Origin of the sequence: Desulfovibrio subterraneus (assembly GCF_013340285.1) — a bacterium.
Taxonomy (GTDB): domain Bacteria; phylum Desulfobacterota; class Desulfovibrionia; order Desulfovibrionales; family Desulfovibrionaceae; genus Halodesulfovibrio; species Halodesulfovibrio subterraneus.
In genome coordinates this window covers 630,961-655,570 of record NZ_BLVO01000013.1, presented here as the reverse complement: position 1 = coordinate 655,570, position 24,610 = coordinate 630,961, and the positions used below count along the sequence as shown (strand labels likewise).

The window sequence follows — 24,610 nt, the reverse complement described above, 5'->3', positions numbered from 1 at the left end:
AGAAAAACCATGTCTTTTGCTTTGATTCCGCTGCTGATGATCATCACTTTCACCGTTCAGGACCTTGTAGTCGGCAGCTATGACCTCGGCCAGCGCATTGTCTTCGCTTCTGTTGTATTCGCCACCGCCCTTCTGGGCATTGCTTTCCTCTACAACGAATACAAGCACGAAGCTCCTGAAAAGCGCTCCAAGGGCTTCATCAGCTACTTCCTGCACAACTAGCTTTTCCTTCCTTCCTGAAGGGACACAACTCCTCCCTTCTTTCTGGACGCCGTTACGACTTGCCCGTAACGGCGTCCTGCTTTTGTCCCGCCCTCGTTATTATATTCACAAAACTCAACAATCGTTGTCGACATCATAAATTTGTTTTATATACTGGGCGACCAAATCTCATGACAAACGAGCCGGAGGCTTTATGAATCTTCGCCAGCTGGAGTTGTTCATCTCCCTAGCGAAAAACCCGAATATTTCTCAGGTGGCCAAAGAGAATTTTCTCACCCAGTCCGCAGTTTCCGTGGCCCTCAAGGGTTTGGAACAGGATCTTGGCGTACAGCTTTTCGACCGCCTGAACCGCAGACTTGCCCTCAATCCCCACGGGCGTACCTTCATGCGCAACCTTGAACCTGCTTTGCAGAACTTGAACGAAGTGCTGCGCATCTTCGAAGGCGACAACATGAACGGAGAGCTTGTCGTAGGCGCCTCTTCCACCATTGCAGACTATATTCTGCCGCAGATCATGTTCGAGTTTGAAGACAGGTACCCCAACGTCACCATAAAGACGGTCTTCACCAATCCTCACGACATCGCAGAGGGACTGGAACAGGGAGACATAGACATAGGGCTTGTGGAAACCGAGATAGACAGCCCCGATCTGGAATTCATCCGCCTGTGCAAGGACGAACTGTTTGTTGTTTCCAGCGACGACGACTTTGCCAAGGAAGGCCCCTATTCCATTGAAGAGCTTCTCAACAAGAAATGGGTTCTGCGTGAGCCCGGTGCCGGTTCACGCGACACCTTCACCTACTACATGGGTGACTACATGAAGGATCTGCGCATTGTCATGGAAATGCACCACACGGTTTCCATAAAACGCGTGCTGCAGAACCCGGACACACTGAGCTGCCTGTCACCCTTTGCCATCCAGCGCGAGCTGGAGCATGGTGAACTCTTCAGGGTGCCGCTCAGAAACATGCAGCTCATCCGCCACTTCTATGCTGTCATGCACCGCGACAAATACCGCACCCGGCTGATGGAAACCTTCTACCATGCCGTGGAATCCTATCTGGGTACCGATCGACAGATCTTTTCCGAAGAATAGGAAGGGGATGCCGTGGCAAATAGTGATTGCTAACCACCCTTTTCTTGTGAATAATATCACGTGAGGCTCATTAAAATAACCCGGCCTGCTGGTTGTGACCGGGGTTTCGTGCTACAGTTGCCATATTGTGTATCAGGTGAAACAGATTCAAGAGGAGTTATGCATGTCGACTATTTCCAGAAAGAACATAATCATTATCGCAGCGCTGTTCCTGGCTGTCCTGTTCTTCGTGACCATGGGCGACGACAACGGATCAGACGTTAAAACCAAGGATAAGCGCACCCCCGCTCTCTCCCTTCAGTTACTGAAGGAAGGGAACGAACGCTTCGTGAACGGTGAAGCGCTGCATCCGCGTACCGACACCATCCGTCTTGAACAGGCCGGTTCGCAGAGCCAGGGCGACCATGCTTTTGCAACCGTGCTGGGCTGCTCCGACTCCCGTGTTCCCGTGGAACGCATCTTTGATGCAGGCATTATGGACATCTTCGTCATCCGCGTTGCAGGCAACGTGGTGCAGGGCGACGAAGCCGGTTCCATCGAATACGGCCTTGCCCATGTAAATACGCCTCTTCTCGTGGTTCTGGGTCACACCCAGTGCGGTGCGGTTACTGCCGTTACCAACGCCATTGAGGGCCACGGACACGCGCTTGAACGCAACATCCCCGGTCTGGTGGCCCCCATTACCCCCGCTGTTGAAAAGTCCATCAAGTACACCGGCAAGCACGGTGCAGACGTTATCCCCGTGGCCATCGAGCAGAACGTTTGGCAGTCCATCCACGACCTGTTCATGGTCAGCCCCAGCACCCGCGAGCTGGTCAAGAGCGGCAAAGTGCAGGTTGTCGGTGCCATTTATGACGTTTCCACCGGCCGTGTTGAATGGCTGAAGGAAGACAAGCCTGCTGAAATCCTCGCTGAAGTGGAAGCTGATCCCGCGCGCGCAATGGAAGCCATGGCCGGTGAACATACAGAAACACCTGCTGCCGAAGGCCACATGGATACCATGAAAACCGAGCATCAGAATGATGCCAAAGAAGCAGTTCATGAAGCTGAAGTAGCTGCCGAACCCGCCAAGGAAGAACAGGCAGAAGCCGCAGCTCCCGCCAATATTGAAGAGCTGAAGGCCCTTGCAGAAAAGGCCGCTGAAGCAGCAAAGAATGCTGCCGCCGCTGCAGAAGCTGCCACCAGGGCCGCAGAAGAAGCAGCAAAGGCTGCAGGCTCCGCCCAGTAAACCTGAACAACCCGTTATTCAAAAGGCCACCCCGCCTCAGGGTGGCCTTTTTTATATCCTGCAAACACAAAAACCCTACCAGAAAAATGAGGGTTTTCCCCCATATAACCATTGGCGCAAGCGTACTATAGTAGTGTATACTATAGTGAGTGATAATAATTCGTATTCAGCGTGGAGTGTGGCATGAAGTGGGTTTTACTGGCGGTGCTTGCAGCAGGCAGCACTTTGGGGATCATCTATGGCTATTTCACTTTCGCCAACCAGCCCAGCATTTCATATTCCTCGATAAGCATTGATCTGCAGGTCGTGTATCCTGACGACACTCCGGATCACTCCCTATCCGATTCGGACATAGAAACTATACGCACCTTCCTGCGTTCCAACCACAATCTCTTCAAATCCAGCACACTGTACATGAACTGCTATCCGAAGCAGGCCGGCTTTTCCAATGAAGATCAGGTTAACTTCCAGCTTGTCATTGTCTGCAACAACGGATGCATTTATGAAAGTAAACGCACCTATACAACCGACACTAATCTGACCAGAAAAATCATAGAAAAATTCTCGACTGCCTTCAGCGTCATAAAGCGCAATGAAGACAGTAGTCCCAAGCCGAGCAAAATTACCTTCTGAGGACGCGGCTCCTCACAACACGCCCCCGGACACCTCCGGCACACCGCGCGGTATGTATCGTGCGATATGCCGGAGGTTCTTTATTTCCCGAATCGCAAACCGGCAGCACACCGGAACAAAAAAGCAGCGCACACAGATAATGTTGTGAATATTCACCGACTGCAACGAAGATTGAATCAACCGCCGGAGTGGGCTATAGGAACCCGAAATCACTTTCCAACAGTTACGGAGATTCCATGCCCAAGAGCCAGACCATGCGCTATACCTTTACCCTTACGGATACCAAGGGCACCGTCGGCTATGTTGCCTGCAATCCGGCAGACCCCATTTCCTTCGATAACGCCCTCGCCTATCAGGAAGCCCACCCCTATGACGAGTTCATGCACAAGTACCTGCTTGAGCAGACCAAGGAATTCGATGCTTCCCGCATGGAAAAGCTGCTTGCAGCGGCCGTTGAAAACGGCAGCATCATTCGTCCGGTACTGGCTGCGCTGCTTCTGGAAACCTGCCTGCTGAACAGCAACCACGGCAAATTTCTGGCACGGTTCCCCGATAACGCGCTGGCGGAACTGCGCCACCACACGCCGCTCATCTATCTTAAATGGTGGATGCAGGAAGACCGGGATGCGCACAGACTATGGAGCGCCAAGTTCAAGTCCAACATGCAGGAGCACAGAATGCTGCCCCTGCCCGAGACCATGGAAGACTTTGACCTGCCCATGCTCTATCCCGATGCAGAACGCCCGAAGGCTGTAACTGTAGCCGACATGCGCGCATCGCTTGCCGCCGAACCTTACGGAACACCATGGAATCGTCCCGCACCCGAACAGACCGCCATGCTCGCACTGGAACGGCTGGTGGAAAACGGCTTTGTGGCAGATGTGGAAATGCGCCACATCGCCTCACTCTCTCCCATTGCCCTTCTGCGCCGCTGGAACCTCGACATTTCCGTGGAATGCGGCAGGCATAATCTTTCCCTGCAGGGTCTGGCCACATCCTACGGACGCGGCCTTTCCCTTGCCGATGCCCGTGCAGGCTATTCCATGGAAATGGTGGAACGCGGCTCGTCGTTCGCCTCGGTCGGCCCTTCTGCGGTACTGGAAACAGCACGTGAGCATCCCGTCATGCTTGCCCGCCTGTCGGAACTGACGACAAAGGGCATCGTCGCCATGGACCCGAACAGCGTGCCGCTGGAAGTGCCCTATCAGGATGAGCCCCTGCACTGGATGCAGGGACACACGCCAGGCGCAAACGGCCCCGAGCCGGTCATGGTTCCTGTGCAGATGGTCTACATGTTCTGCAATCTCGATGAAATAGCCCTGTTTTCGGCACAAGGCTCCACGGGGCTCGCCTCCGGCAACATCATTGAAGAAGCCAAGGTTGCCGCGCTGACCGAAATTATCGAACGCGATGCAGAAGCCACCAAGCCTTTCATCAAGGCTGAATGTTTCCGTCTTTCCAGCGAGGACGACAAGGTGAAGCTGCTGCTTGCGGATTACGAAGCACGCGGCGTGCATGTGATGTTTCAGGACATCACCACCGAGTTCGGCATTCCCTGCTACAAGACCTTTGTCATGAGCAGAAAGGGAGAGGTCATCCGCGGAACAGGCGCAGGGCTTAACGGTAAACGCGCTGTCATTTCCGCCCTGACGGAGACACCCTACCCCTACCCGCAAAGCCCTCAGTCTGCTCCGGCACTGAAAGACCTGCCGGTGCGCCGCCATGAAGACCTGCCCGACTACAGCTTGGAAGATCCCATCCGCAATCTGGCACTCATGGAGCGCACCCTCATCGCCAACAACCGGCGTCCGGTCTATGTGGAGCTGCAACGCAAGGACCTGCAGTTCCCTGTAGTCAAGGCCTTCATCCCCGGTCTGGAACTGACGGCAGACTTCGACAGTTTCAGCCGTGTCAGCCAGCGTCTGTTCGCGAATTATCTGTACTGCTACGCATAAAAAAAGCCCTCCGAAAGGAGGGCTTTTCACTACAGGTTAAGTCATTTCTGTTTTTTGGCTCCGCCGGGCAGGAACCTAACGTTCCTGCCCCTCGTGTACGCGATGAAAATTCGTTTTTTGACTCCAGATCCGGCTTAATCAAGTTCATGTAAATGAAAAGCCCCGTTTATCATCAAACGGGGCTTTTTTCTCGTAAGTACTGGTGCTGCCCAGCTCTGAGCCGATGCTAGGCAGGTATGGCCAGCATCTCCAGAACATTCTCCACTATTTCCTTCGGTTCCTTCCAGGCCTGAAGAATGTAGTGCAGGGTCATCATGCACAGGGGTTCCATCTCCACAAACAGGGCGGAGATCGCTTCCTGCTCGGGAATGGACGTTTTGTTAAGGCGGTAGGCCATGCGCAGCACTTCTGCCATGAGGTAGAACACCTTCCCCTTCTCGCGCACGGCAGCGCGGATAGCTTCATCGCGCAGGGCTTCGCAGGGCAGCACAAGAACAATACCGGTATCGGCACATGCGGCATTCAGCGCTTCCACCGAATCAACGACTTCGGGGGCGACAACGCGCATATTCAGGCGCTCTGCAACCTGCTCCGCCAGTTCCAGTCTGCCGCTGCCGGGCATACCGATAAAAATGATGCGCCCCGTCGCGGGATCGAACGTATCCAGCCCTCTGGACTTGCCGAACACGCGAACGGCATCGGCTTCCTCAACCTCGGTCTTTTCCTTGATGAACTCTTCCGTGGAAAATTTGGACATGATTGCTCCGGCAAGATATCGCCCGCTTCCGCATGCGGACGGACAGGGTTAGTATCATATTCCCGCTGCCAATATCCCGACACAGCCTCCGGGTCAATGGCGCATGCTGGCACCGGCTCGCGTACTACCACGAAAATGGCAATGCCGGAAGGATGTTGCGCCTTTCCTTTTCATGCGCGGCGACATGCAGTATAGACCCTGCAAACGCGGCAGCTGTTATACAACTGCTATATGGAGGATACTACATGCGGCTTGCCATCCGGCTGCACCACATACTGCTTATCCTGTGCCTTGCACTTGCGCTTGGCGGGTGCACTCCCCGACGCGCCGACAAGGCCTTGCCCAAAGTGACCACCCCCACTGACCTGCGAGCCGATCCCGGCTATGTGCAATGGCTGGAAAAACAGGCCATGCTGCGGTCTTCGCAGGAACTTTCACGCATAGTCTCGGACACCGGCATCCAGTGGCTTTCGCCTTCCGTGGCACCCCGCCCTGAAACGCTGCTTCAGGAAGCGCCGGTCTGGCTTACCCTGCACCCTGCTTCCGTGCTGACCAACGACAACGAATCGCTGTTCAAAACCTTGCTGCATCCGGAATTCTGGCGGCAGAGCCAGAAACTGGGCGTACGCGGCCTGCTGCTCTCTCCGCTGCGCGAATCTGGCGGCATATGGGGATATGATATTTCCGGCACCCAGTTCCTCGGCGCGGATACTGTCCAATACGGTTTCAGCAAATACGCCGGAACGCCCGACGAATACCGCAGGCTCACCCGCGCGGCCAACACGGCAGATGCCGTCATGGGCGATACACTCCTGCCTGCCGCCACCGGCATGGGAGCCGATTTCTTTCTCTCGGCCCGCGCAAAGCCCGACTATCAGGGCATATATTGCATGATAGACATTCCTGCAGAAGCGTGGCCGCTGCTTCCGCAGATTACCGAACAATGGCAGGCCGAACCCGTTTCCGCCGAATCGGCGCAGGAACTGCGCAAGCAGCACATTCTGCCCCCCCTGCGCCTGCGCGAAACGCTGGATTTGCCGCTCGAACCGTTCGGCTGGGCCGCAACCGGTGAAGTGCGCGGCATAGACGGCACAAGCAGACGCTATGTCTACCTGTATCACGGCTCACCGAGCCGCCCTGTTCTGAACTGGACAGACCCTTCCGCCAATGCGCGCAAGGTAGTCTCCGGTTCCATCATCCAGCAGGTAGGAACCCTCGGTGTGGCGTTTACCGGCATCAGCGTGGCACCGTATGTCGGTATTGAAACAACCAATCCGGCAGGCCAGAAGGACATGGCCATTGCCGCAGACAATGCCCGCAACGCTGCCGCCACAATAGCGCAGGAAGTACGGCGCTACGGCGGCTGGTCGTTCCTTCAGGACTCCCTGCCCCTGCCCATGCAGCAACTGCTGATGCGCGAAGGGCCGGATGTGGCTCTGGACCATGCAGGCTCCGTCAGCGCGCTGGCCGCCCTGCTCACGGGCAATGCCACAATGCTGCACACTACGCTGGATATTCAGACATCTCTGGGCATGGACAAAGGCCGCCTTGTGCACGCCATAATGCCCTCGGAAGGCATGGATATGTCCCTGCGGCACCTCTATGGCATTGCGGATGACAAACTCCCCGCCCTGCGCGAACACTACCGCAGGGAGATGATGCGGATCATCACCGCTTCCGGCGGTGACATTCTGGTCAAGAACAACGTGCTGCACACAACGCCTGCGGGCCTTGTGGGGCTGGCTGCGGGCATTCGCGACATGCGCCATCTTACGCCGGAGCAGATTGCGGAACTGAATCGGGGCATGACGGCGCTTGCAGCGTATCATGCCATGCAGCCGGGTATATTCATTGTTTCGGGCAAGGAACTGGCTGGTACCCTGCCGCTCAAGCAGGGACTGGTGCCCGCCCGCAACGAAGACGAAGCGCTGCTCCAGAACATGATGGGCGCCTATGACCTGCTCAACACCGCACGGCAGTCACTCATAACACCGCTGGGCATGCCCAAAGCGCAGACCGTTTTCGGCTCCATTCCCGAGCAGGCACTCACGCCGTATTCCTTTGTCTGGAACCTCGGCCGCATTCTGGCAGCCCGCAACCACTACAAGATTCAAAATGCAACGCCGGTTGCCGTGCTTCCTGCCAAAAACAGCGGCACGATCATGCAGTTGCTGAACCTGCCCCGCAAGCAGGGCAACACACTGATGCTTGTAGCCACCAACTTCGGCAGGCAGAAGGCTACGGAAACCGTCACCATACAATCCGCATGGGCCAAACTGAATTCCCGCAGCAGCGTGCACGACATCCTCGCGGAAGACGAAACTGCCAGCCCACTCCCTCCGGATGGCAACACGCTGGCGCTGGAAGGCAAAAAGCTGACGCTGGAACTTGGTCCGTGGCAGACACGCGCGATCCTCATCGGTGACAAAAGCAAATTTGCTGTGCAGCCGAAAAAGTAACTGCAACGCAAAACATCTGAGACCTCACCCGAAACGCACTCCCTGACCGGAGTGCGTTTTTTTATGTCACATGCCGCGTTGCGCCCCTGTCGGCATCGTGACGCCTGCGGGCCGTCATGCCCTCAATGCTACAGACCAACACGGCATAAAGCGCACACAACACACCGGAATCAAATAAACATTCAACACAGCCATAGCCGTGGCAGTATTTTTGCATATACGCGCACATGAAGTACTCGCCATTCTACACACAGAATCTTGGGGCCATGGCCGCGCAGAAACAACCCGTTGCCGCGTGGCTTAGGGAACAGCAGCCGGACCTTGCGGACATCGACACCCGCATAGGTCTGAATCGTTGGGAAATTCTCGATTTCCGCCTGAAGGACGGGAGGACCATCTTCGAGACCATGCCTCCGGCCCCCTTCTATCAGGGATGGATTCCCCGCGAGCAGACACCGCTGGATGCGACATTCGTTGTCGGCAGCAACCTCGGGTACGGCATTAACCAGCTGCTTTCCAACACCCGCGACACCCACAAGGTGTATGTGCTGGAGCCGGACCCCGAAATCCTTGCCGTGTGCCTTGGCCAGACGGACTACCGTCCCTTCATCCAGATGGGCAAGCTGGTCTTTCTGCCCCCTGATCGCAACGTACTTCAGCAGACCGTGCGCAGCTGCGACACGCAGTTCCTGTTCGGCAAGATATACATGCGGGCAGACATGCCCAGCCAGCAGATAAGCCCCCAGTATGCGTACTGGACCCGCGAATGCAAAGAGATGCTGGAACACCTGAGTGTGGAAATGGGCACCCTGCGCAGGGCGCAGGACATCATGGTGGGTAACGAGCTCAACAATTTCCGCCGTGCCCTTTCCGACGGCACGGTGAACCCCCTGCGCGATGCGGGCAAGGGTATCAAGGCTGTAATCGTGGGTGCAGGCCCCTCCCTTGCGGAATACGGTCCGGCGCTCGCTGCTATGCCCCACTCCGCCCTTGTGGTAACCGCCCTGCAGACGCTCACGGCTGCGCAGCATGTGGGCATAAAGCCACATTTCTGCATGTCCATCGACTTCAGTGACGGCATGCTGCATGTTTTCAAGCGGCTTGATCCGGAATTCGCGCGCGATATTCCGCTCATATATTCCACCAAGACCAAGCAGGAAGTGGTGGAACAGTACCCCGGCCCCACCATTCCCTTATGGACGGTCGGCGGCCTTGCCACCTTTATAGCCGGAACCGACGATCTTGTTCTGGACGCCGCGGGGAACGTATCCGTAGCACTCATGCGCTTCCTGCACTGGATGGGCGTGCGCGATATAACCCTTGTGGGGCAGGACTTCGCATGGCGTGAAAAATCCCACGCCGCAGGCCACCACTGCACGGGCACCGTTGCCAATTCGCTGGAACTGAAGGATTTGGACGGCAACCCCATCCGCACCAGCGTGCAGTACCTGACCTCTGCCCGCGAAATGGAGCAGGACATCAAACGCCTCGGCCTGAACGTGCGCAATATTTACGGCGGCGGCTACGTCATCACCACCGCAACGAACAGCACCCTTGAGCAGGTGGCGGATGACGGTTTCCTGACGTCGGAATCACCGGCCCTTGAGCTCTACCGTCTGCGTATGCTTCAGTCCCGCTCCGCCTGCGAGCAGCCCGTTTTTGAAGAACGCGCCCCGAGCTGGCGAAACTCGCTGCGCCATGCCCATAAGCGTATGGAAAAGCTGTTCAAAAAACCCGACCGCAACTTTGGCGAAATCCGGTCCCTGTTCGGCAGCATCCACATGTTCCTGAGTCAGGACCCCATATATCTGCCCTATCTCTACAACGAGATCATGGACGTGGCAGGACTGCGTGACGGGATTACGCGCTATACGGCCAAGGAAGCGCAACGCTTCAAGGCCGTTTCAAAGAAAGTCATGGAAAAGGTGGAGTTCATGGATTTCATTCTGGGCAGGCGCTCACTGGAAGCCCACAAGGCTGCCTAACCTTTCCGCTTCAGCAAAAAAACGGGCGGGAGAGAACTTATGTTCCCTCCCGCCTTTTCTTGTGTCCGGTTACAGGCTACAACTCGCCTGCGCCGCGTGTCGCAACGCACCGTTCCGGCGCGTCAGAATCATCTCAAGCACAGGAGCAGAATCATGTCCGTCATTGCAGAGCTTTCCATTTTTCCCATGGATAAGGGCGACAGCGTCAGCCCCTATGTCAAACGGGCACTGAATGTGCTTAAATCCAGCGGTCTCATGTTCCAGCTCAACCCCATGGGCACGGTCATCGAAGGTGACTGGGACAGCGTAATGGCTGCCGTGAGCGACTGTTACAAGGCGCTGGAAGCCGACTGTGACCGCATCTACATGACGCTCAAGATCGACGCCCGCAAAGGCCGTGAATACGGCATGCTCTCCAAGGTTGCCGCCGTGGAATAACCGCAGGGCCTCCAAGACCCCGATTGCCCCTGCCTAATCCAGAGACACACACTTGCGGTCGGCATCATCCTTAACGGCTGCTTCCGGCTGCTCCCTTTCGATCACCAGCATGCTCTTCCATGGTCCGTAGTGGAACCTTCTGTATGCAATTGCGGAAAGCACAACCACATAGAAGGTGAATACCGCCCACAGTCCGTTCAAACCCGCATCAAACACCAGCTGGGCAACGAGCAACGGCACAGCCAGCAACATAATGGCACTGAACACGATGGCCCACATGACATAGTGGGTATCACCCGCACCGCGCACCGCGCCGAAGTAGACAAGAGCCATGGAACTGAGCAGGCTGTAACAGGCCACGAACCGCAACAGCACCACGCCCTCTTTCTGCACTTCGGCAAACCATGCGGCGTTCATATCCTGCGGACGGAATACGTCCAGCAGCCAGCCCGGCACCGTTACAAAGAGCAGGGCCATGGTACCCATCCACAACATTGCTATGTGCAGCGTACTGGATGTGGCGCGCACGGCCTCGTCCGGCTTTCCGCTCCCCAGAGCCTGCCCCACCAGCGTGGAGATGGCGATGTTAAGACCGATCATGGGCAGGAAGGCAACCGTATCCAGAGAGAACACGATGTTGGAGGCGGCAAGCTCCGCACTGCCCAGTCTGCCGACGATGAATATGAAAAAGCCCACGGCGAACAGGTCGAAAAAGCTGTTCACCCCGCTGGGCAACCCGAAACGCATCATGCGGCGGAACAGGGCAGGATCAAAGGCCCGCGAGCGCCACACGGCGAATTCACAGTCATTTTCCTTGGTGAACACAAGCCAGCAATACATGACAAGCTGCATGCCCCACGACGATGCCGTGGCAATGCCCGCACCGGCTATACCCATTTCGGGGAAAGGCCCCACACCGAAAATGAGCATGTAGTCGAGCGGCACGTTAATGGCCGTGGCAATAAGGTTGACCACCATATTGGGCTTGGTGATACCCCGGCCGGAGAAAAAGCACCCGATGCAACTGGCGGTGAGCGCAAGACCGCTGCCCACGGACAGGATACGGAAGTAGATGACCTCCTGCCGGAAGACGGATTCGCTATGCCCCGCCAGCCTGAATATGGGCTCGGCAAAAAAGGACATGGATGCGAGCACCACAGCGCCGAAGATGGAGAAGTAAATGGCCTGCCACAGAGCCGCGCCCACGCGCGAACGCTGCGCAGCACCGCTGTACTGGGCAATGAACACGTTGGCATAGCTCCCCACTCCTATGAAAAAGAGCAGAAAGGTCAGGTTGGCCATAGCGGCGGGCATGGATGCGGCGATGGCATCCTCAGAGTAATGGCTGAGGAAGACGCGGTCAGTGAACTCCATGAGCGTAGTGGAGCCAAGGCTCACCACAAGGGGCAGCCCCACCCGCAAAACGTCCTTGTAGCCGCCCGGTGCGTGCCATCGATTACGAAGAGCTGATAACATAGGTAATCCTCCCTGAACGGGAACTGATAGAAAGTGAAAACAGAAGCGGATACTCCGCAGTAGAGCAGAACGGCCTACACTTGCTAAAAAGTCTCGTCAATAGGTTAACGCATTTTTCTGCACCCCTCGTGGCCCCAGCTTTTTCTTCACTTGCGGACCAATTCACCGTATAAGGCCCCATGCGTTACAGCTACCCCGTCACCCAACATGTATTGAGCATTCTGCCTCTATGCCTGTTGCTGCTCCTTGTTACGGCAACAATAGGCACCTCGGCCGAAGTCATTCCCTTTTTCCGCGCTTACCGCGCAGCGCATCCTGACACAACCTATTACATGAAGCTGCTGACAGACTGGGGCAACCCCACAATGTATGTCATTTACGCGGGCATACTCATTGCCGCCCGCAAGCGGCACGATGCCAGGCTCACCCGTTTCGTCGTGGCATATATTCTGGTCCAGCTTGCAGTTTCCTTCCTGCTGGTGCGTATTTTCAAAGTAGCCATCGGCAGACCCCGCCCCGGCGTGGACGGGCTGTATATGCCATGGTCCTTCGATTCCGCCCACAACTCCCTGCCTTCAGGTCATACCGCGGAAATCATTGGCAGCACCATACCCCTGACCTACTTTTTCAAAAATCATATAGTTCCGTTGCTTCTGGGATGCTACGCAGCCCTTCTGGGCTTTTCCCGCGTGTATCTTGAAATGCATCACACCAGCGACGTATTCTTCGGCATACTGTTAGGCAGTTTTTCTGCGTACGTCATACACACCATCTGGAACAGGGACTGAAATGACCGACTCTCCCGATCGCCCCAAATCTACCGACTGGCCCATGTCCGATTCCTCAAGCGCGCCGGAACGCGAACAGCAGGAATCTGCCGGACATGGTCCCGACCGGACTTCTACAACCTCCGCCACGAACGAACAGTGTGAACATTCGGCCCTGCCGCCCGAACACGCTGTCGGCACATACGCAGAGCATGCCTCTTCTACGGACGAACATGCCCCCGCAGATTCCGTAACCGCCGAACCTGCCGATTCCGCAACTGCAAAAACAGGCAGGAAGGGTAATGGCAAAAAGGTAAAGGGCGCACAGTTCCAGCCCGTTCCCAAGGGTATGCTGGACCACTGTTTCGACACCCTTGCCTACCTGCCCATGCTCACCCTGTTCGTGATTGTGGCGCTGCAGACATGGTTCACGCTGGACAGCCGCGCGCTGTGGTTCTCGGATGAAATCCGCTACGCCAACGTGTTCGAGCACGTTATCAACGCCAAAAAGTGGATCGTTCTCTATCTGAACGGCATACCCTATCCGGACAAGCCGCCGGTCTATTTCTGGCTGCTCAAGGCTCTGTATCCGCTGGTAGGCGAAGCATCACCAAAGCTCTTCATGCTCGGCGCAGCCGTGTCCGGCCTGATGTTCACACTGGCGACCTACCTCTTTGCCCGTGTCCTCGGCGAAGACAAGAAAACCTCGCTTGCCGCCGGTCTGGTGCTGCTCTCCACCTTCTTCACGGTGGGCATGATGCACTATTCGCGCATGGACCTGCTGTTTGCCACGCTCATCACCCTTTCCCACCTCTGCCTCTTCAAGGGCTGGCAGAAGGAAAGCGCCTTCGGCTGGGTCGTGCTCGGTTTCTTCTTCGCAGGTCTTGCCACAATAACCAAGGGACCGCTGGGTCTGGCCTTCCCCGTTGTTTCCACCATCCTCTTTACCGTATGGCGGTTCCGCATCAAGCGGCTGCTGGGCTGGGATGTTGCCATAGGTTTCGGCGTCATGACCGCAGTCTGTCTTGCGTGGGTCAGCGCCGCCTACTTTACGGAAGATCCTGATTACCTGCGAAACATCTTTCAGCAGCAGATCATAAAGCGGGCAACGGATACCTGGCATCACGGCCAGCCGTGGTGGTTCTACTTTGCCACCCTTTCAGGCGTGATGATGCCGTGGACATTCCTGCTTATCACGGTGCCGTGGGAGCGCCTTTTCGGGGTACAGTTCTACAAGAATCTCTGGGCTACCAGACAACCGGAACGCATGGGCCTTGCCTATGTGTGGATTTCCGTGCTGTCAGGCTTTGCCCTGCTTTCCGCCATCAGCATAAAGCTGCCGGTGTATCTGCTGCCACTCTTCCCGTTGCTCGCCATTCTGAGCGCGCGGGCGCTCATGCGCCTCACCCCGGGCCGGTGCCGCATGATGTTCCGCCTCTTCGCCCTGCTGTTTGCGGGTATTGCCGGCGGCCTTGTCTACATTGAGTTCTTCAACAATCCCTTCCATGTTCAGATTGTCGGCTGGGACTACCTTGCCGCCATTGCCGGTGTATCCGCCGCCATTCTCTGGATAGCCGCGCCGCGCCGCGCTGAAGGCGGACTGCTTCTGCTTGCAGTATGTGTAACCGTATTCATATTGCCTCTGGGCACCATAACGGCACCCGCGCTGGATTCCATAATGAGCCCCAAGGCGCAGGCCACTGTCATGCGCACATATATGCTCAACGGCTTTGCTCCGGCGAGCTACCGCATCTACTCCGGCACCTACAGCTATTACGTCAAGGCCAACATCTTTGAGACCAACGACTGGCCCGAACTGGATGCCTTTGTGCAGGAACATCCCGATGTGGTCATTGCCATGCGCAGAAAGCACTGGGAAGAATGGCCCAACAAGCCCGAGGGCATGGAGATAGTCCATCACCAGATTCTGGTGGACCCCAAGCCCAGCAATGAATACCTGTTGGCAATACGGCGCACTACGCCTGAACTTGCCGCACCGCCCGATCCTGCGGCACAATAGCCACACGCCGCAATACCAGCCAGAAACGCCAAAGGCCGGAAGCATCATGCTTCCGGCCTTTTTCACATCTGCATTTCTGCCCTGCAAAACATACAGCCGGCGCAAAGCAGAGACTTTCATCATTGATTATGCAAACAATCAATAATTTCAGGCAATTATATAGTACCACTGACTCAAAATACATCAGCTACATATTGAAACAATGCATCACATATAAATATAACAACACCACACCACAATATCACAAAACAACACAGCACCAGTTGAGTTAAATGCAGCAACACGACACTAACAGAACTGCAGTAATGTTTCACTTTGTCTTAATTGGACTGAAAATGCACTTTGTGCTTGCATTCACAAGCTCGAATTGTACATTTGAACTGTGGCCACACCTGAGTGGCCCATCAATCAAAAGGAGGCGTTATGGAAATCATCCTTGGTACTGCATTGTATGCACTGGTTGTGTTCATCTCTGTCAAGATCATGCGCGCGGCTTCCGGTCTCCTCTCTTTCCGGCGTTCCACCATGTGCAGCACCGGCAACAGAAAGCTGAGACTACGGCCCATGTATCACCAGCAAGACCATCTCTGTCTGGGCAAAATGTGTCACAATTCGCGAGAGGCGTGCCCGCACCACCTGCACCACGCCGTTTAACCTCACAAAAGCCGATTACACTCGAATCAACGCCCCCGTGGCACAATTGACAGGTTCTGCCAGAAAGCTAGCCCACAGAACCTGACTACATACAGCAAAAGGCCGGAAGCAGATGCCTCCGGCCTTTTCATTTTCAATCGCACGCGCAACGAGTGGCCGGGCGTTATTCCGCTTCCACAACAAATTATCCCGGCAAACCTTTCAGCTTTCTGATTGTTGAAACAACCACACTTTGCAAAACCAGCGATGGCAACGCACCTCTTAATAAGTACAACACAGCGAATTATACGTGCGCGACATATTGCAACCTCAAAACGAATGTTGCATTTGCAACATCACAAAGAACCATTGGTGCAGTAGCGTCTCAAAAGAACTGTAAGATTGTTTCATTCCGTCTCATTTGGGCAAATAATATAGTTTGTGCTTGCATTCACAATCTCAAAGAGTATTGTTTGGCCGTGGCCATCATTGAGTGACCCACCAATCAACGGAGGCGTTATGGAAATCATTTTTGGAACTGCATTATATGCACTAGTTGTATCTTCCTGCGTTAAGCTGATGTGCGCAACATCAGGACTTCTCACTTTCCGGCGGACCACGCTGTGTAATACGGGCAACCGCAAACTGAGACTGCGCCCCATGCATCACCAGCAGCAGCATCTCTGCCTCGGCAGCATGTGTCAGAAATCGCATGATACATGCCCGCACCATCTGCACCACGCAGTATAGCATTTTACCCTGGACGCAGACGCAGGGCTGCAGACAGGGAACCCGGCTTGCCGTTGCTGACCGGCAAGTCCCGCGCATGCTGAATGCATATGCGGATAATGCACCGGCATTACCCGGCCAGAAGCTACGCTTCGAAAGTATGAACCAGAAGCGAAGCTTCGAAAATACGATCTGAAGCGGAGCTTCGTAAGTCCGAACCAGCCGCAAGGCTTCACCAGTCCTGAACTGTAAAGCGATGTCTCAAGGGTCGAAATAGAGACAAAGCTTCTGCAAGTTGGCTACAGCTATCCTAACCGGTAGCGCAGCTTCTCCAATCCGGATAGAAGGAATGTTTAAACGTCCGGCCACGCAAGCCGGACGCTGTAAATTCCGACGGGGATGACGAAGACCGGACCAGAGAGAACAGGCAAGGCCAGATAAGGACGGATAAGGACGGGTAAGAACTGACACAAACGGAGACTACCTGGTCGGGAATACCGGTGTCATTATGAAAACAACGTGGGGTAACGCGACCTTCATCGCGTTACCCCACTCTTTTCTGCAATATACGGGATTCAGCCTATCCCATGGCCTTCTTCACAAGTTCCGGCAATCTGGCCAGATCGGGGCAGATGGTGAACCCGGCATCGCGCATGGCCTGCAGCTTGCCGACAACGCCTCCGGTTTTTTCATCCAGAATTGCTCCGGCATGTCCCAGCCGCTTACCGGGAGGGGCTGTCCGCGCTGCAATGAACGAAATGACCGGCTTTTCAAAGCCCGTATCCCGCACGTAGCGCGCAAGCTCCTCTTCAGCAGAACCACCCACCTCGCCCAACACCAGTACGGCATGCGTATTATCGTCATCACGCACCAGCTCACACAGATCAATAAAGTTGGTGCCGATGAATGAATCGCCGCCAATGCCCACGGAAACCGACTGCCCTATCCCCGCAGCGGAAAGCCGCGCACAGGCTTCATACGTCAGGGTTCCGGAACGGGAAAACACGGCCACATGCCCCGGTTCGAACACATAGCCGGGCATGATGCCTATCTTGGTCTGCCGCGGCACAATGATGCCTGGCGTATTGGGACCGATAACACGGGTGCGTGATGGCGGAATGTTCTTGAACGCCGAAAGCATGGCAGACTGCGCAATGCCTTCAGTAATACACACCACCCACGGCACATCTTCCGAAGCCGCCTCGAGCACAGCATCCGGCGCAAAGGGCGCAGGCACGAAGATGATGGAAGCGTCTATTCTGTGTTGCCTGCATGCCTCGTGAACAGAATCATAGACCGGCACTCCCAGAACATCCGATCCACCCTTGAAGGGGGTTACTCCGGCCACAATACGGGTGCCAAATTCCTGCATGAGCTGCACATGGCGCTGCGCCACCTTGCCGGTGATGCCCTGCACCAGAACATTGGAACCGGCCCCGAGGCCCAGACCGACACTTCTGCCGGATTCTATGCGCCCCACAGGAGGATTGGGGGCAGCCTCTTCAATGAGGGGATAGTCGTATACTGGAGCATCCTGCGGCTTGATGGTCCGCAGATGGTCGAGAGCCTCGTGCATTTCCGTGGCAATGAAGATGTCCGGATGTCCGGCCTCTCGCAGCAGGGCGCGGCCTTCTTCCGATTCAAAGCCCGCCATGCGCACCACCAGCGGCTTGGGAGAACGGTTGCCGTCAAGCACCGCCAGCAGCGCCCGCGCCACCTCGGCACAGGAGACAATGCCGCCGAACAGATTGATGAACACGGCACGCACATTGGCATTGCGGAACAGCAGGTCAAGCGCCCGCTGCATGCGCTCGCGGTTGGCAGCTCCGCCCAGATCCATGAAGTTTGCGGCAGTCAGGCCGTTGAAGTTGAGCAGGTCCATGGTGGCCATGGCAAGCCCCGCCCCGTTCACGAGAATGCCCACCCAGCCCTTGAGTTCCACGTAGCTCAGTCCGGCTTCGCGGGCGAGGGTTTCCTCGCGGGAGTAATGCTCGGGTGTGTAGAATCTCTCCAGTGTCTCCGCGCGCATTTCAACCACGTTGTCATCCAGCTCCACCTTGCCGTCCAGCGCCACCCACTCGCCTTCTCCTGTCAGCACGAGGGGGTTAATTTCCGCAAGCAGCAGCCCATTGTCACGCACGGCGGCGTAAAGTTTGGTGGCCAGATCGCGGAACCCGGGCCAGTGGGCCTTTTCCACGCCCATTTCAAAAAAGGCTGCACGAAGGTGGTGATCTCTGAGTCCTGCATCAATGGGAACCCGCTGAATGAGGGGTTTTTCCTGACCGGAGGCATTTTCCACCTCCATGCCGCCTGCGCGGCTGGTGGTCAGCAACAGGTCTTTGCGTTCACGGGAAAGGATGAAAGAAAGATAGCATTCCTTGCGGATATCCGTTGCCGGTTCCACCCGGATGAAGGGCACGTTATGCCCTTTGATGGTCATGCCGAATATTTTTTTCGCGCATTCGCGGAAGGCTTCAGGCGTTTCGGCACGCAGTATGCCGCCCGCCTTGCCGCGCCCGCCCGTGAGCACCTGCGCCTTCAGGTACCATGGGGCAGGAATGGAGGCAGGCACCTCCACGGTATCGGGGGTAAGCAGCACCCCCTGGGGTACGTTGATTCCAGCCTCGCCAAACAAAATCTTGCTCAGGTGTTCGTTCAGGAACATATCTCTCCGTCCGGTGATGAATGGTTGCAGCATCGAAGTTCCGGGCCGTGTGAGCTGGATTGGCTACGGTGTGCGGTGAACGGTCTTTCCTCCCTGTATTCGAAACAGCGCCCTGAGAAAACGGACGCATGCGCGGGGCACACTCTTTCCTGCACGGCGGCAACGCATGCACAGGAATCTCTCTCCCGCCGGAAATCTGAAGTCGCGGCAACGGCGCGCGGCAATCTACGCGCGCCTCCATACACGACCGGCAGCCCTCTGCGAAGAGAACTGCCGGTATGATGGTCAACTATGCTGCTTCAGACGCTCCTAGAATCCAGCATCTTCATTTATCAGTACAATACGGATGCGCCCCTTGGGGAACGACTTTTCCGTAATCGTCCATACATTGCATATGCGGTCCGGGCTTGAACAGTCCATGCAGCGAGATGTCTGGCGGCACGGGGTCTTTTTGTTCAGACGCATGGCGTTTACCGGAGCCACGTATTCCTTGATGCGCGTCATGGCATCCTGCACGGTGTCCACAACCTTGTTGCGGCCGATGAACAGCACCACATGGTTCGGGCCGTAATTGATGCCCCCCACGCGGTTGCCTATCATATCCAGATTCACCAACTTGCCGCATTCGGTCACGGCGTTGGTGCCCGTGAGAAATACATCCGCCAACAGGGAAAGCCTGCGACGGGCCAGCACTTCTTCGCGAGTAAGGGACGTGTCAAAGGTGTCTATGACTTCAAGATCGGGATTGGCGCGCACGGCATCCACCACGCCGGTGGCGACGAGGGTCATGGAACCGCCGAACGAAACGGTCTTGGCACCCTTCAGCGTCGGCAGAATGGTATCCATGAACAGCGCCCCCGCAGCGGCAGCGGTATCGGCGATGAATACTTCAAAATTGTTGGCCTCCAGCGCTTCCTTCAATTCCTCAAAACGCAGGGTCCAGTAGGTATCGACAGGAGAACGGGGTTCCCCTGAAGCGGGAGTGACGGCCTTGGTGTCAATCACCACGTCCTCTGCGGGAGTCTTTTTGCGAGCCATGACTATATCCTTATTACTTTCAAATCATTTATGCAATATTACTGCAAATTATTGCGGTATGGAACGCCCTGCGAATAGCCTTCCAACCTGGCATTCCAGTCTGCGAGCTGTTTTTCGGAGAGTCCTGCCTGCTGACCTATGAAAATGGCCTGTTTCTGCGCTTCAATGGCTCCGAGATAATCGCCGGATTCCGCAAGGGCGGCCGCCAATGTATCGAAATAGCCGGGAATGGGACCGGCGGAAAGCTCTATGGCTTCCTTGGTCAGCTTCACGGCGCGGGCACCATCGCGCACCTTCGCGTCAGGACAGGTGGCAAGGAACCAAGCATATTCGTTAAGCACGTACGGATCGACATTGCCCAGACTGTAGGCCGAAGCCATGTCTGCGGCTGCGTCCTCATACTTGCCCATGGCAGCATGGGTGTAGGCCCTGCCGATAAACATTTTGACGGAACCGGGATGCATGGAGAGGCCCGAAGCAAAATCCGCCAGCGACTCATCATAGCGCTTGAAGGCCCTGAGCACATTGCCGCGGTTGATGAGCGCCTCTTCGTAGGCCGGATTGATTGCTATGGCGCGGGAAAAATCCGCAAGTGCATCATCGTAACAGTCCTGTGCCAGCCGTATCATACCACGGTTATTAAGCAGCGCGGGCGTTTCTCCGACTTCGGCTATGACGTTGGAAAGAATTTCGTCCGCCTTTGCATGCAACCCGAGCGAATGCAGAAGCAGCGCATATTCCATGGAAAGGTCCACATTGGCAGGGGCAAGAACCACTGCCTTGCCGAACCATTCCATTGCCATGGGAAAATCGCCGCGGGCCTGAGAAAGTTCGGCAAGATTCCGGCAGGCTTCCCACATGGCGGGATCTTTCTGCAAGGCTTTGCCGAAGTCCTTTTCCGCAGGAGCCAGCTGACGGAGCATCATGTAGGCGGTTCCCCGCATCAGCCAGCCGCGGGCGTTATCGCTATCCAGCTGCACGGCCTTGTCGGCGGCATCCAGTGCGGGACCGGGTTCTCCCTGCTGCACATGCGCAAGGGCCATATAGGTATACGCCTCGGACTTTTCCGCATCGGTCAGCATATCGGAAAACACGGCTGTCTGTGCTTCCGCCTTCACCTTATCCCACTGGCCGGTGGCAACAAGCGGAGCCAGTTGCTTCACATCGGGCCGCAGTTCGGCCCTCAGGCCGGCGGCAGAGAGCAGGATCACCAACAGGAGCAGGACGCTGCCTGCCGGAAACCTTGAACCTGACATGCCGACTCCATGGCCGACGGGAACGGATGCGCTAGAACCCATAATGCGTGTACTGTTTTTCCTTACGGTTGATGCATTGTATGTAGCGGTAGTTGCCCTTCACATGGGCTTCTTCAAGCAGACGGTGGCCGATGCCGAGGCAGCGGTCGCAGGCGTCTATGGGAATCTGTATGCCCACGCTGAGCGGATTCACCGTGGACCATGTGTCTATCTTGAGGGTGCCGGAACAATCCGGACACATGACAACGGACTCCACCTGACTTTCCCTGATGCCGTCGGTATCATAATAGATATCCTTGGTACGGACAAAGAACTCTCCACTCACCTCACCTTGTCGGGGGGCCGGCGGCGGATTGCGATACAGGTGCAGCAGTTCTTCAGAAAGCTTTTCGATATACTCCGTCACTTTGGGGCTCTGCTCAATGGCAGCGGGGTTAAGATCCGGTTCGATCACGTGGTCAAAATCCAGACCGGCCATGGCAAGGCAGATGCCGAGGTTCACATACGGCAGCGCCCCCTGAATGGCATAACCGCCTTCAAGCACGGCAATATCGGGATTGAGCTTTCTGTTCAGCAGCGCATAGCCCCGTGCCGTGAAGTTCATGTTGGTGATGGGGTCGGAAAAATGATTGTCCTGCCCTGCCGAATTGATGATCAGGTCCGGCTTGAAGTCTTCCAGAATCGGCAGCACAAGGTGGTCAATGACATGCAGAAAACCCTTGTCCGAAGTATTGGGCGGCAGGGGAATGTTCAGCGTCTTGCCCAGCGCATTGGGGCCGCCGAGTTCCGAGGGAAAGCCCGTGCCGGGATACAGGGTGCGGCCATCCTGATGAATGGAGATGAACAGGGTGTTACGGTCGTGCCAGTAGACATCCTGCGTGCCGTCGCCGTGGTGGCAGTCGGTATCGATGATGGCCACCCGCAGAGGACCGTACTGCTCGCGGATATGCTCAAGCATCACAGCTTCGATATTGATGTTACAGAAGCCGCGGTTCCCGTGCACCACCTTCATGGCATGGTGACCGGGGGGACGCACCAGCGCAAACGCCTTGTCCTTCTTCTTTTCCATGACCAGCTGGGCAGCCTTGATGGCGCCGCCCGCCGAAATAAGATGCGACTTGGTACACACGGAGGATACGTCGGGAATGCAGAAATGCACCCGCTCCACATCTTCCCGCGTGGCTATTTCCGGCTTGTATTCGGTAATGCCTTCAATATCGAAAAGCCCTTCTTCACGCAGCTGGTCCTGCGTGTAAAGAAGCCGTTCTTCCCGTTCCGGATGCGTCGGGCTGATGGCCCAGTCGAATGCCGGAAAAAAGATGACGCCCAATGAATTCTTGGCCTGCAACATGCTGCCCCCTTTTCTCGGACTGCAACAATCCACCCGGCTGCCGGAAACACGGCGAAAACAACCGCCCTGCCCCGTACGCCGTTATTCAGCCGGCTTAAGCTTGGCCAGCACTGCGGTTTTCACCTGCTCAAACACCTCATCGGGGCTGAGGGATGCATCAATCACCGCAAAACGATGGCGGTTCACGGCACCCCACGCAAGATACCCGTCGCGGATTCGGTGGTGGAACAACAGGGATTCCGCCTCGAAACGCCCTTCCGTCTGGCAGATGCCTTCTGCCAGATTGCGCGACATGGCGCGCTTGAGTCCTATCTCGGGGTCAATATCCAGAAGCAGGGTCAGGTCCGGCCAGAGCCCCTGCACCGCCACCTCGTTGAACTGGTGCAGCAGCTTGGGGTCCAACCCGCGTCCGTAGCCCTGATAGACAACGGTGGAATCGGCGTAACGGTCGCACAGCACAAGCATGCCTTCATCCAGCGCGGGCTTGATGACCTGCCGCACATGCTGGGCACGGTCGGCAAGATACAGGAACAGTTCGGCCTCGCCCGTCAGGTCCTTGTTGGATATATCCAGCAGGATGGAACGCAGGGTTCTGCCCAGACGGCTGCCGCCGGGTTCACGGGTGAGCACCACGCCGTGTCCCTGCTCCATGAGCCAGTCCTTGAGACGGTTGAGAACAGTGCTTTTGCCCGAGCCCTCGGTTCCTTCTAGAGTAATGAACATTGGTCTTCCTTGGGAATCTCGCGAGCAGCCTCGCGTTTAGCAGCCTGTTTCGTTTCCGGTTCGGGGGTACGAGCGGGCTTGTACATGTGCCTGCCAAGCGTTGTCTGGTACGGTGTCCAGCCAGTGACATCTCCGGCAAAGTCGGCGAAAAGGCCGCGCACCTGCGCCAGCTTGGCATCGATGTTGTCGGCGTAATGCAGCACCAGCGCCTCGGGCGTGGCGGGCAATACGGGCGAACCCCATTCTTTCGTGCCATGGTGGCCAAGCACCAGATGCTTGAAATGCATGACCAATTCGGGCTCCAGCCCGGACTTCAGCAGATACGGTTCCGCCTTTTCCAGCCCGATGCTGATATGCCCTATGAGACGCCCCTCGTCCGTGTAATCGTTGGCAATGCCGCCGGAGAGCTCCCACGCCTTTCCTATATCATGGAAAATGGCTCCTGCCAGCAGTACCTGCCGGTCCAATTCGGGATAATGGTCGCAAAGACGCATGCACAGCTCGCTGACGGAAAGCGTATGCTCAAGCAGACCGCCCGCATAGGCATGGTGCACGTTCTTGGCCCCGATGGCGGTTTTGAAGCGCCGCAGGATTTCTTCATCCTTGAAGACGGCGCTCAGAAATTTAAGCCACGGTTTGTGCGTGAAGGTAACACGGCACAGCTGCATCAGGTCGGCCATCATGTCATCGGGATGCCGCTCTGATGCGGGCATGAAGTCGCCCATATCAAGCGCTGCCATTTCTTCTTCAGTAAGAATATGCAGGGCCTCGATGTTTATGTCGAGCTGATCGCGGAAAGTGGCCGCGCGGCCGCGCACGGAAACGAGCATTCCTGCGGTTATGCTGGCAAACTGCTGGCTGAGCGGACTCCACACCTTGGCTCCCACGGAACCCGAGGCATCCGCCAGCTCAAGCCGCCAGAACGGGCCGTTGCGCGCCTGTCCCTGTGCCGCCAGAGTGACGGCAAAAATCGATACCACTTCGTCATTGGCCGATATATCGCGAATGAATTGAATTTTCTGCATGTCCGTTTTATGCTTTTGAGGTCGGTCGGTAGCCGGTTGCGAACGGCTGTTCACGGATCGTCATTTCACATTACCGATCCATGTTTTCGGCGAAGATGTCAATTTCTATCCCCTATTGTCTTGGCAACCGGACACTTGCATAACGTATAATCGC

20 protein-coding genes are annotated in these 24,610 nt (G+C 56.2%); 11 read left to right on the top strand and 9 right to left on the bottom strand.

All coding sequences use genetic code 11. The features are described from left to right. Nucleotides 1–9 precede the first annotated feature (9 nt). The 5 genes from HUV30_RS09865 to HUV30_RS09845 all read left to right on the top strand — a co-directional run bounded on the left by HUV30_RS09865 (nucleotide 10) and on the right by HUV30_RS09845 (nucleotide 5,134). Nucleotides 10–222, top strand: a complete 213-nt coding sequence (locus HUV30_RS09865) for a hypothetical protein (protein WP_174405260.1) — start codon at nucleotides 10–12, stop codon at nucleotides 220–222. A gap of 193 nt (nucleotides 223–415) precedes the next feature. Further along, nucleotides 416–1,318, top strand: a complete 903-nt coding sequence (locus HUV30_RS09860) for a LysR substrate-binding domain-containing protein (RefSeq protein WP_174405259.1) — start codon at nucleotides 416–418, stop codon at nucleotides 1,316–1,318. A 163-nt stretch (nucleotides 1,319–1,481) separates the two neighbouring features. Beyond that, a complete protein-coding gene (locus tag HUV30_RS09855; RefSeq protein ID WP_205245209.1) occupies nucleotides 1,482–2,546 on the top strand; it encodes a carbonic anhydrase in 1,065 nt (354 codons plus the stop codon). A gap of 183 nt (nucleotides 2,547–2,729) precedes the next feature. Next, nucleotides 2,730–3,179, top strand: a complete 450-nt coding sequence (locus HUV30_RS09850; RefSeq protein WP_174405258.1) for a hypothetical protein — start codon at nucleotides 2,730–2,732, stop codon at nucleotides 3,177–3,179. Between the two features lie 236 nt (nucleotides 3,180–3,415). Then, nucleotides 3,416–5,134 carry a YcaO-like family protein gene (locus HUV30_RS09845; RefSeq protein ID WP_243452139.1) on the top strand — a complete coding sequence of 573 codons (1,719 nt, stop codon included), beginning with the start codon at nucleotides 3,416–3,418 and terminating at the stop codon, nucleotides 5,132–5,134. Nucleotides 5,135–5,360: 226 nt separating this feature from the next. Here HUV30_RS09845 and HUV30_RS09840 read toward each other — a convergent pair whose 3' ends face one another. Continuing rightward, nucleotides 5,361–5,891 carry a nucleoside/nucleotide kinase family protein gene (locus HUV30_RS09840; RefSeq protein WP_174405257.1) on the bottom strand — a complete coding sequence of 177 codons (531 nt, stop codon included), beginning with the start codon at nucleotides 5,889–5,891 and terminating at the stop codon, nucleotides 5,361–5,363. A gap of 245 nt (nucleotides 5,892–6,136) precedes the next feature. Between HUV30_RS09840 and HUV30_RS09835 the strand changes: the two genes are divergently transcribed. From HUV30_RS09835 to HUV30_RS09825, 3 genes are all read left to right on the top strand, one after another. Further along, nucleotides 6,137–8,350, top strand: a complete 2,214-nt coding sequence (locus HUV30_RS09835; RefSeq protein ID WP_174405256.1) for a hypothetical protein — start codon at nucleotides 6,137–6,139, stop codon at nucleotides 8,348–8,350. A 776-nt stretch (nucleotides 8,351–9,126) separates the two neighbouring features. Continuing rightward, entirely contained in the window at nucleotides 9,127–10,335 is a 1,209-nt protein-coding gene (locus HUV30_RS09830) for a 6-hydroxymethylpterin diphosphokinase MptE-like protein (protein WP_373869336.1), read from the top strand. A gap of 153 nt (nucleotides 10,336–10,488) precedes the next feature. After that, nucleotides 10,489–10,773, top strand: coding sequence for an MTH1187 family thiamine-binding protein (locus tag HUV30_RS09825; RefSeq protein WP_174405254.1), 285 nt, complete (start codon nucleotides 10,489–10,491; stop codon nucleotides 10,771–10,773). 33 nt (nucleotides 10,774–10,806) lie between these two features. Here the strand turns inward: HUV30_RS09825 and HUV30_RS09820 are convergent, their stop codons facing one another. Beyond that, the gene (locus tag HUV30_RS09820) at nucleotides 10,807–12,249 is read right to left on the bottom strand and encodes an MATE family efflux transporter (RefSeq protein ID WP_174405253.1); all 1,443 of its coding nucleotides are present in this window, start codon (nucleotides 12,247–12,249) and stop codon (nucleotides 10,807–10,809) included. 179 nt (nucleotides 12,250–12,428) lie between these two features. Between HUV30_RS09820 and HUV30_RS09815 the strand changes: the two genes are divergently transcribed. The 3 genes from HUV30_RS09815 to HUV30_RS09805 all read left to right on the top strand — a co-directional run bounded on the left by HUV30_RS09815 (nucleotide 12,429) and on the right by HUV30_RS09805 (nucleotide 15,690). After that, nucleotides 12,429–13,037: a phosphatase PAP2 family protein gene (locus tag HUV30_RS09815; protein WP_174405252.1), complete on the top strand. Its 609-nt coding sequence runs from the start codon at nucleotides 12,429–12,431 to the stop codon at nucleotides 13,035–13,037. A gap of 1 nt (nucleotide 13,038) precedes the next feature. Next, nucleotides 13,039–15,036 (top strand): ArnT family glycosyltransferase, encoded by a 1,998-nt coding sequence (locus HUV30_RS09810; protein WP_174405251.1) that lies wholly within the window; start codon nucleotides 13,039–13,041, stop codon nucleotides 15,034–15,036. Nucleotides 15,037–15,459: 423 nt separating this feature from the next. After that, nucleotides 15,460–15,690 carry a hypothetical protein gene (locus HUV30_RS09805; protein ID WP_174405250.1) on the top strand — a complete coding sequence of 77 codons (231 nt, stop codon included), beginning with the start codon at nucleotides 15,460–15,462 and terminating at the stop codon, nucleotides 15,688–15,690. Nucleotides 15,691–16,260: 570 nt separating this feature from the next. Here HUV30_RS09805 and HUV30_RS18460 read toward each other — a convergent pair. From HUV30_RS18460 to HUV30_RS09775, 7 genes are all read right to left on the bottom strand, one after another. Continuing rightward, nucleotides 16,261–16,383, bottom strand: a complete 123-nt coding sequence (locus tag HUV30_RS18460) for a hypothetical protein (protein ID WP_269891218.1) — start codon at nucleotides 16,381–16,383, stop codon at nucleotides 16,261–16,263. A gap of 595 nt (nucleotides 16,384–16,978) precedes the next feature. Beyond that, complete coding sequence (gene sucD / locus HUV30_RS09800; protein ID WP_174405249.1) at nucleotides 16,979–19,063, bottom strand: succinate--CoA ligase subunit alpha; 2,085 nt, start codon at nucleotides 19,061–19,063, stop codon at nucleotides 16,979–16,981. 309 nt (nucleotides 19,064–19,372) lie between these two features. Beyond that, the gene (locus HUV30_RS09795; RefSeq protein WP_174405248.1) at nucleotides 19,373–20,101 is read right to left on the bottom strand and encodes a lactate utilization protein; all 729 of its coding nucleotides are present in this window, start codon (nucleotides 20,099–20,101) and stop codon (nucleotides 19,373–19,375) included. Between the two features lie 38 nt (nucleotides 20,102–20,139). Continuing rightward, on the bottom strand, nucleotides 20,140–21,357 hold the full coding sequence (locus HUV30_RS09790; protein WP_174405247.1) for a tetratricopeptide repeat protein: 1,218 nt from the start codon (nucleotides 21,355–21,357) through the stop codon (nucleotides 20,140–20,142). Nucleotides 21,358–21,388: 31 nt separating this feature from the next. After that, a complete protein-coding gene (locus HUV30_RS09785) occupies nucleotides 21,389–22,708 on the bottom strand; it encodes a histone deacetylase family protein (protein ID WP_174405246.1) in 1,320 nt (439 codons plus the stop codon). An 81-nt stretch (nucleotides 22,709–22,789) separates the two neighbouring features. Continuing rightward, the gene (gene tmk / locus HUV30_RS09780) at nucleotides 22,790–23,431 is read right to left on the bottom strand and encodes a dTMP kinase (protein ID WP_174405245.1); all 642 of its coding nucleotides are present in this window, start codon (nucleotides 23,429–23,431) and stop codon (nucleotides 22,790–22,792) included. After that, complete coding sequence (locus HUV30_RS09775) at nucleotides 23,416–24,456, bottom strand: 3'-5' exoribonuclease YhaM family protein (protein ID WP_174405244.1); 1,041 nt, start codon at nucleotides 24,454–24,456, stop codon at nucleotides 23,416–23,418. The genes tmk and HUV30_RS09775 overlap by 16 nt, the downstream gene beginning before the upstream one ends. Nucleotides 24,457–24,610: the final 154 nt, after the last annotated feature.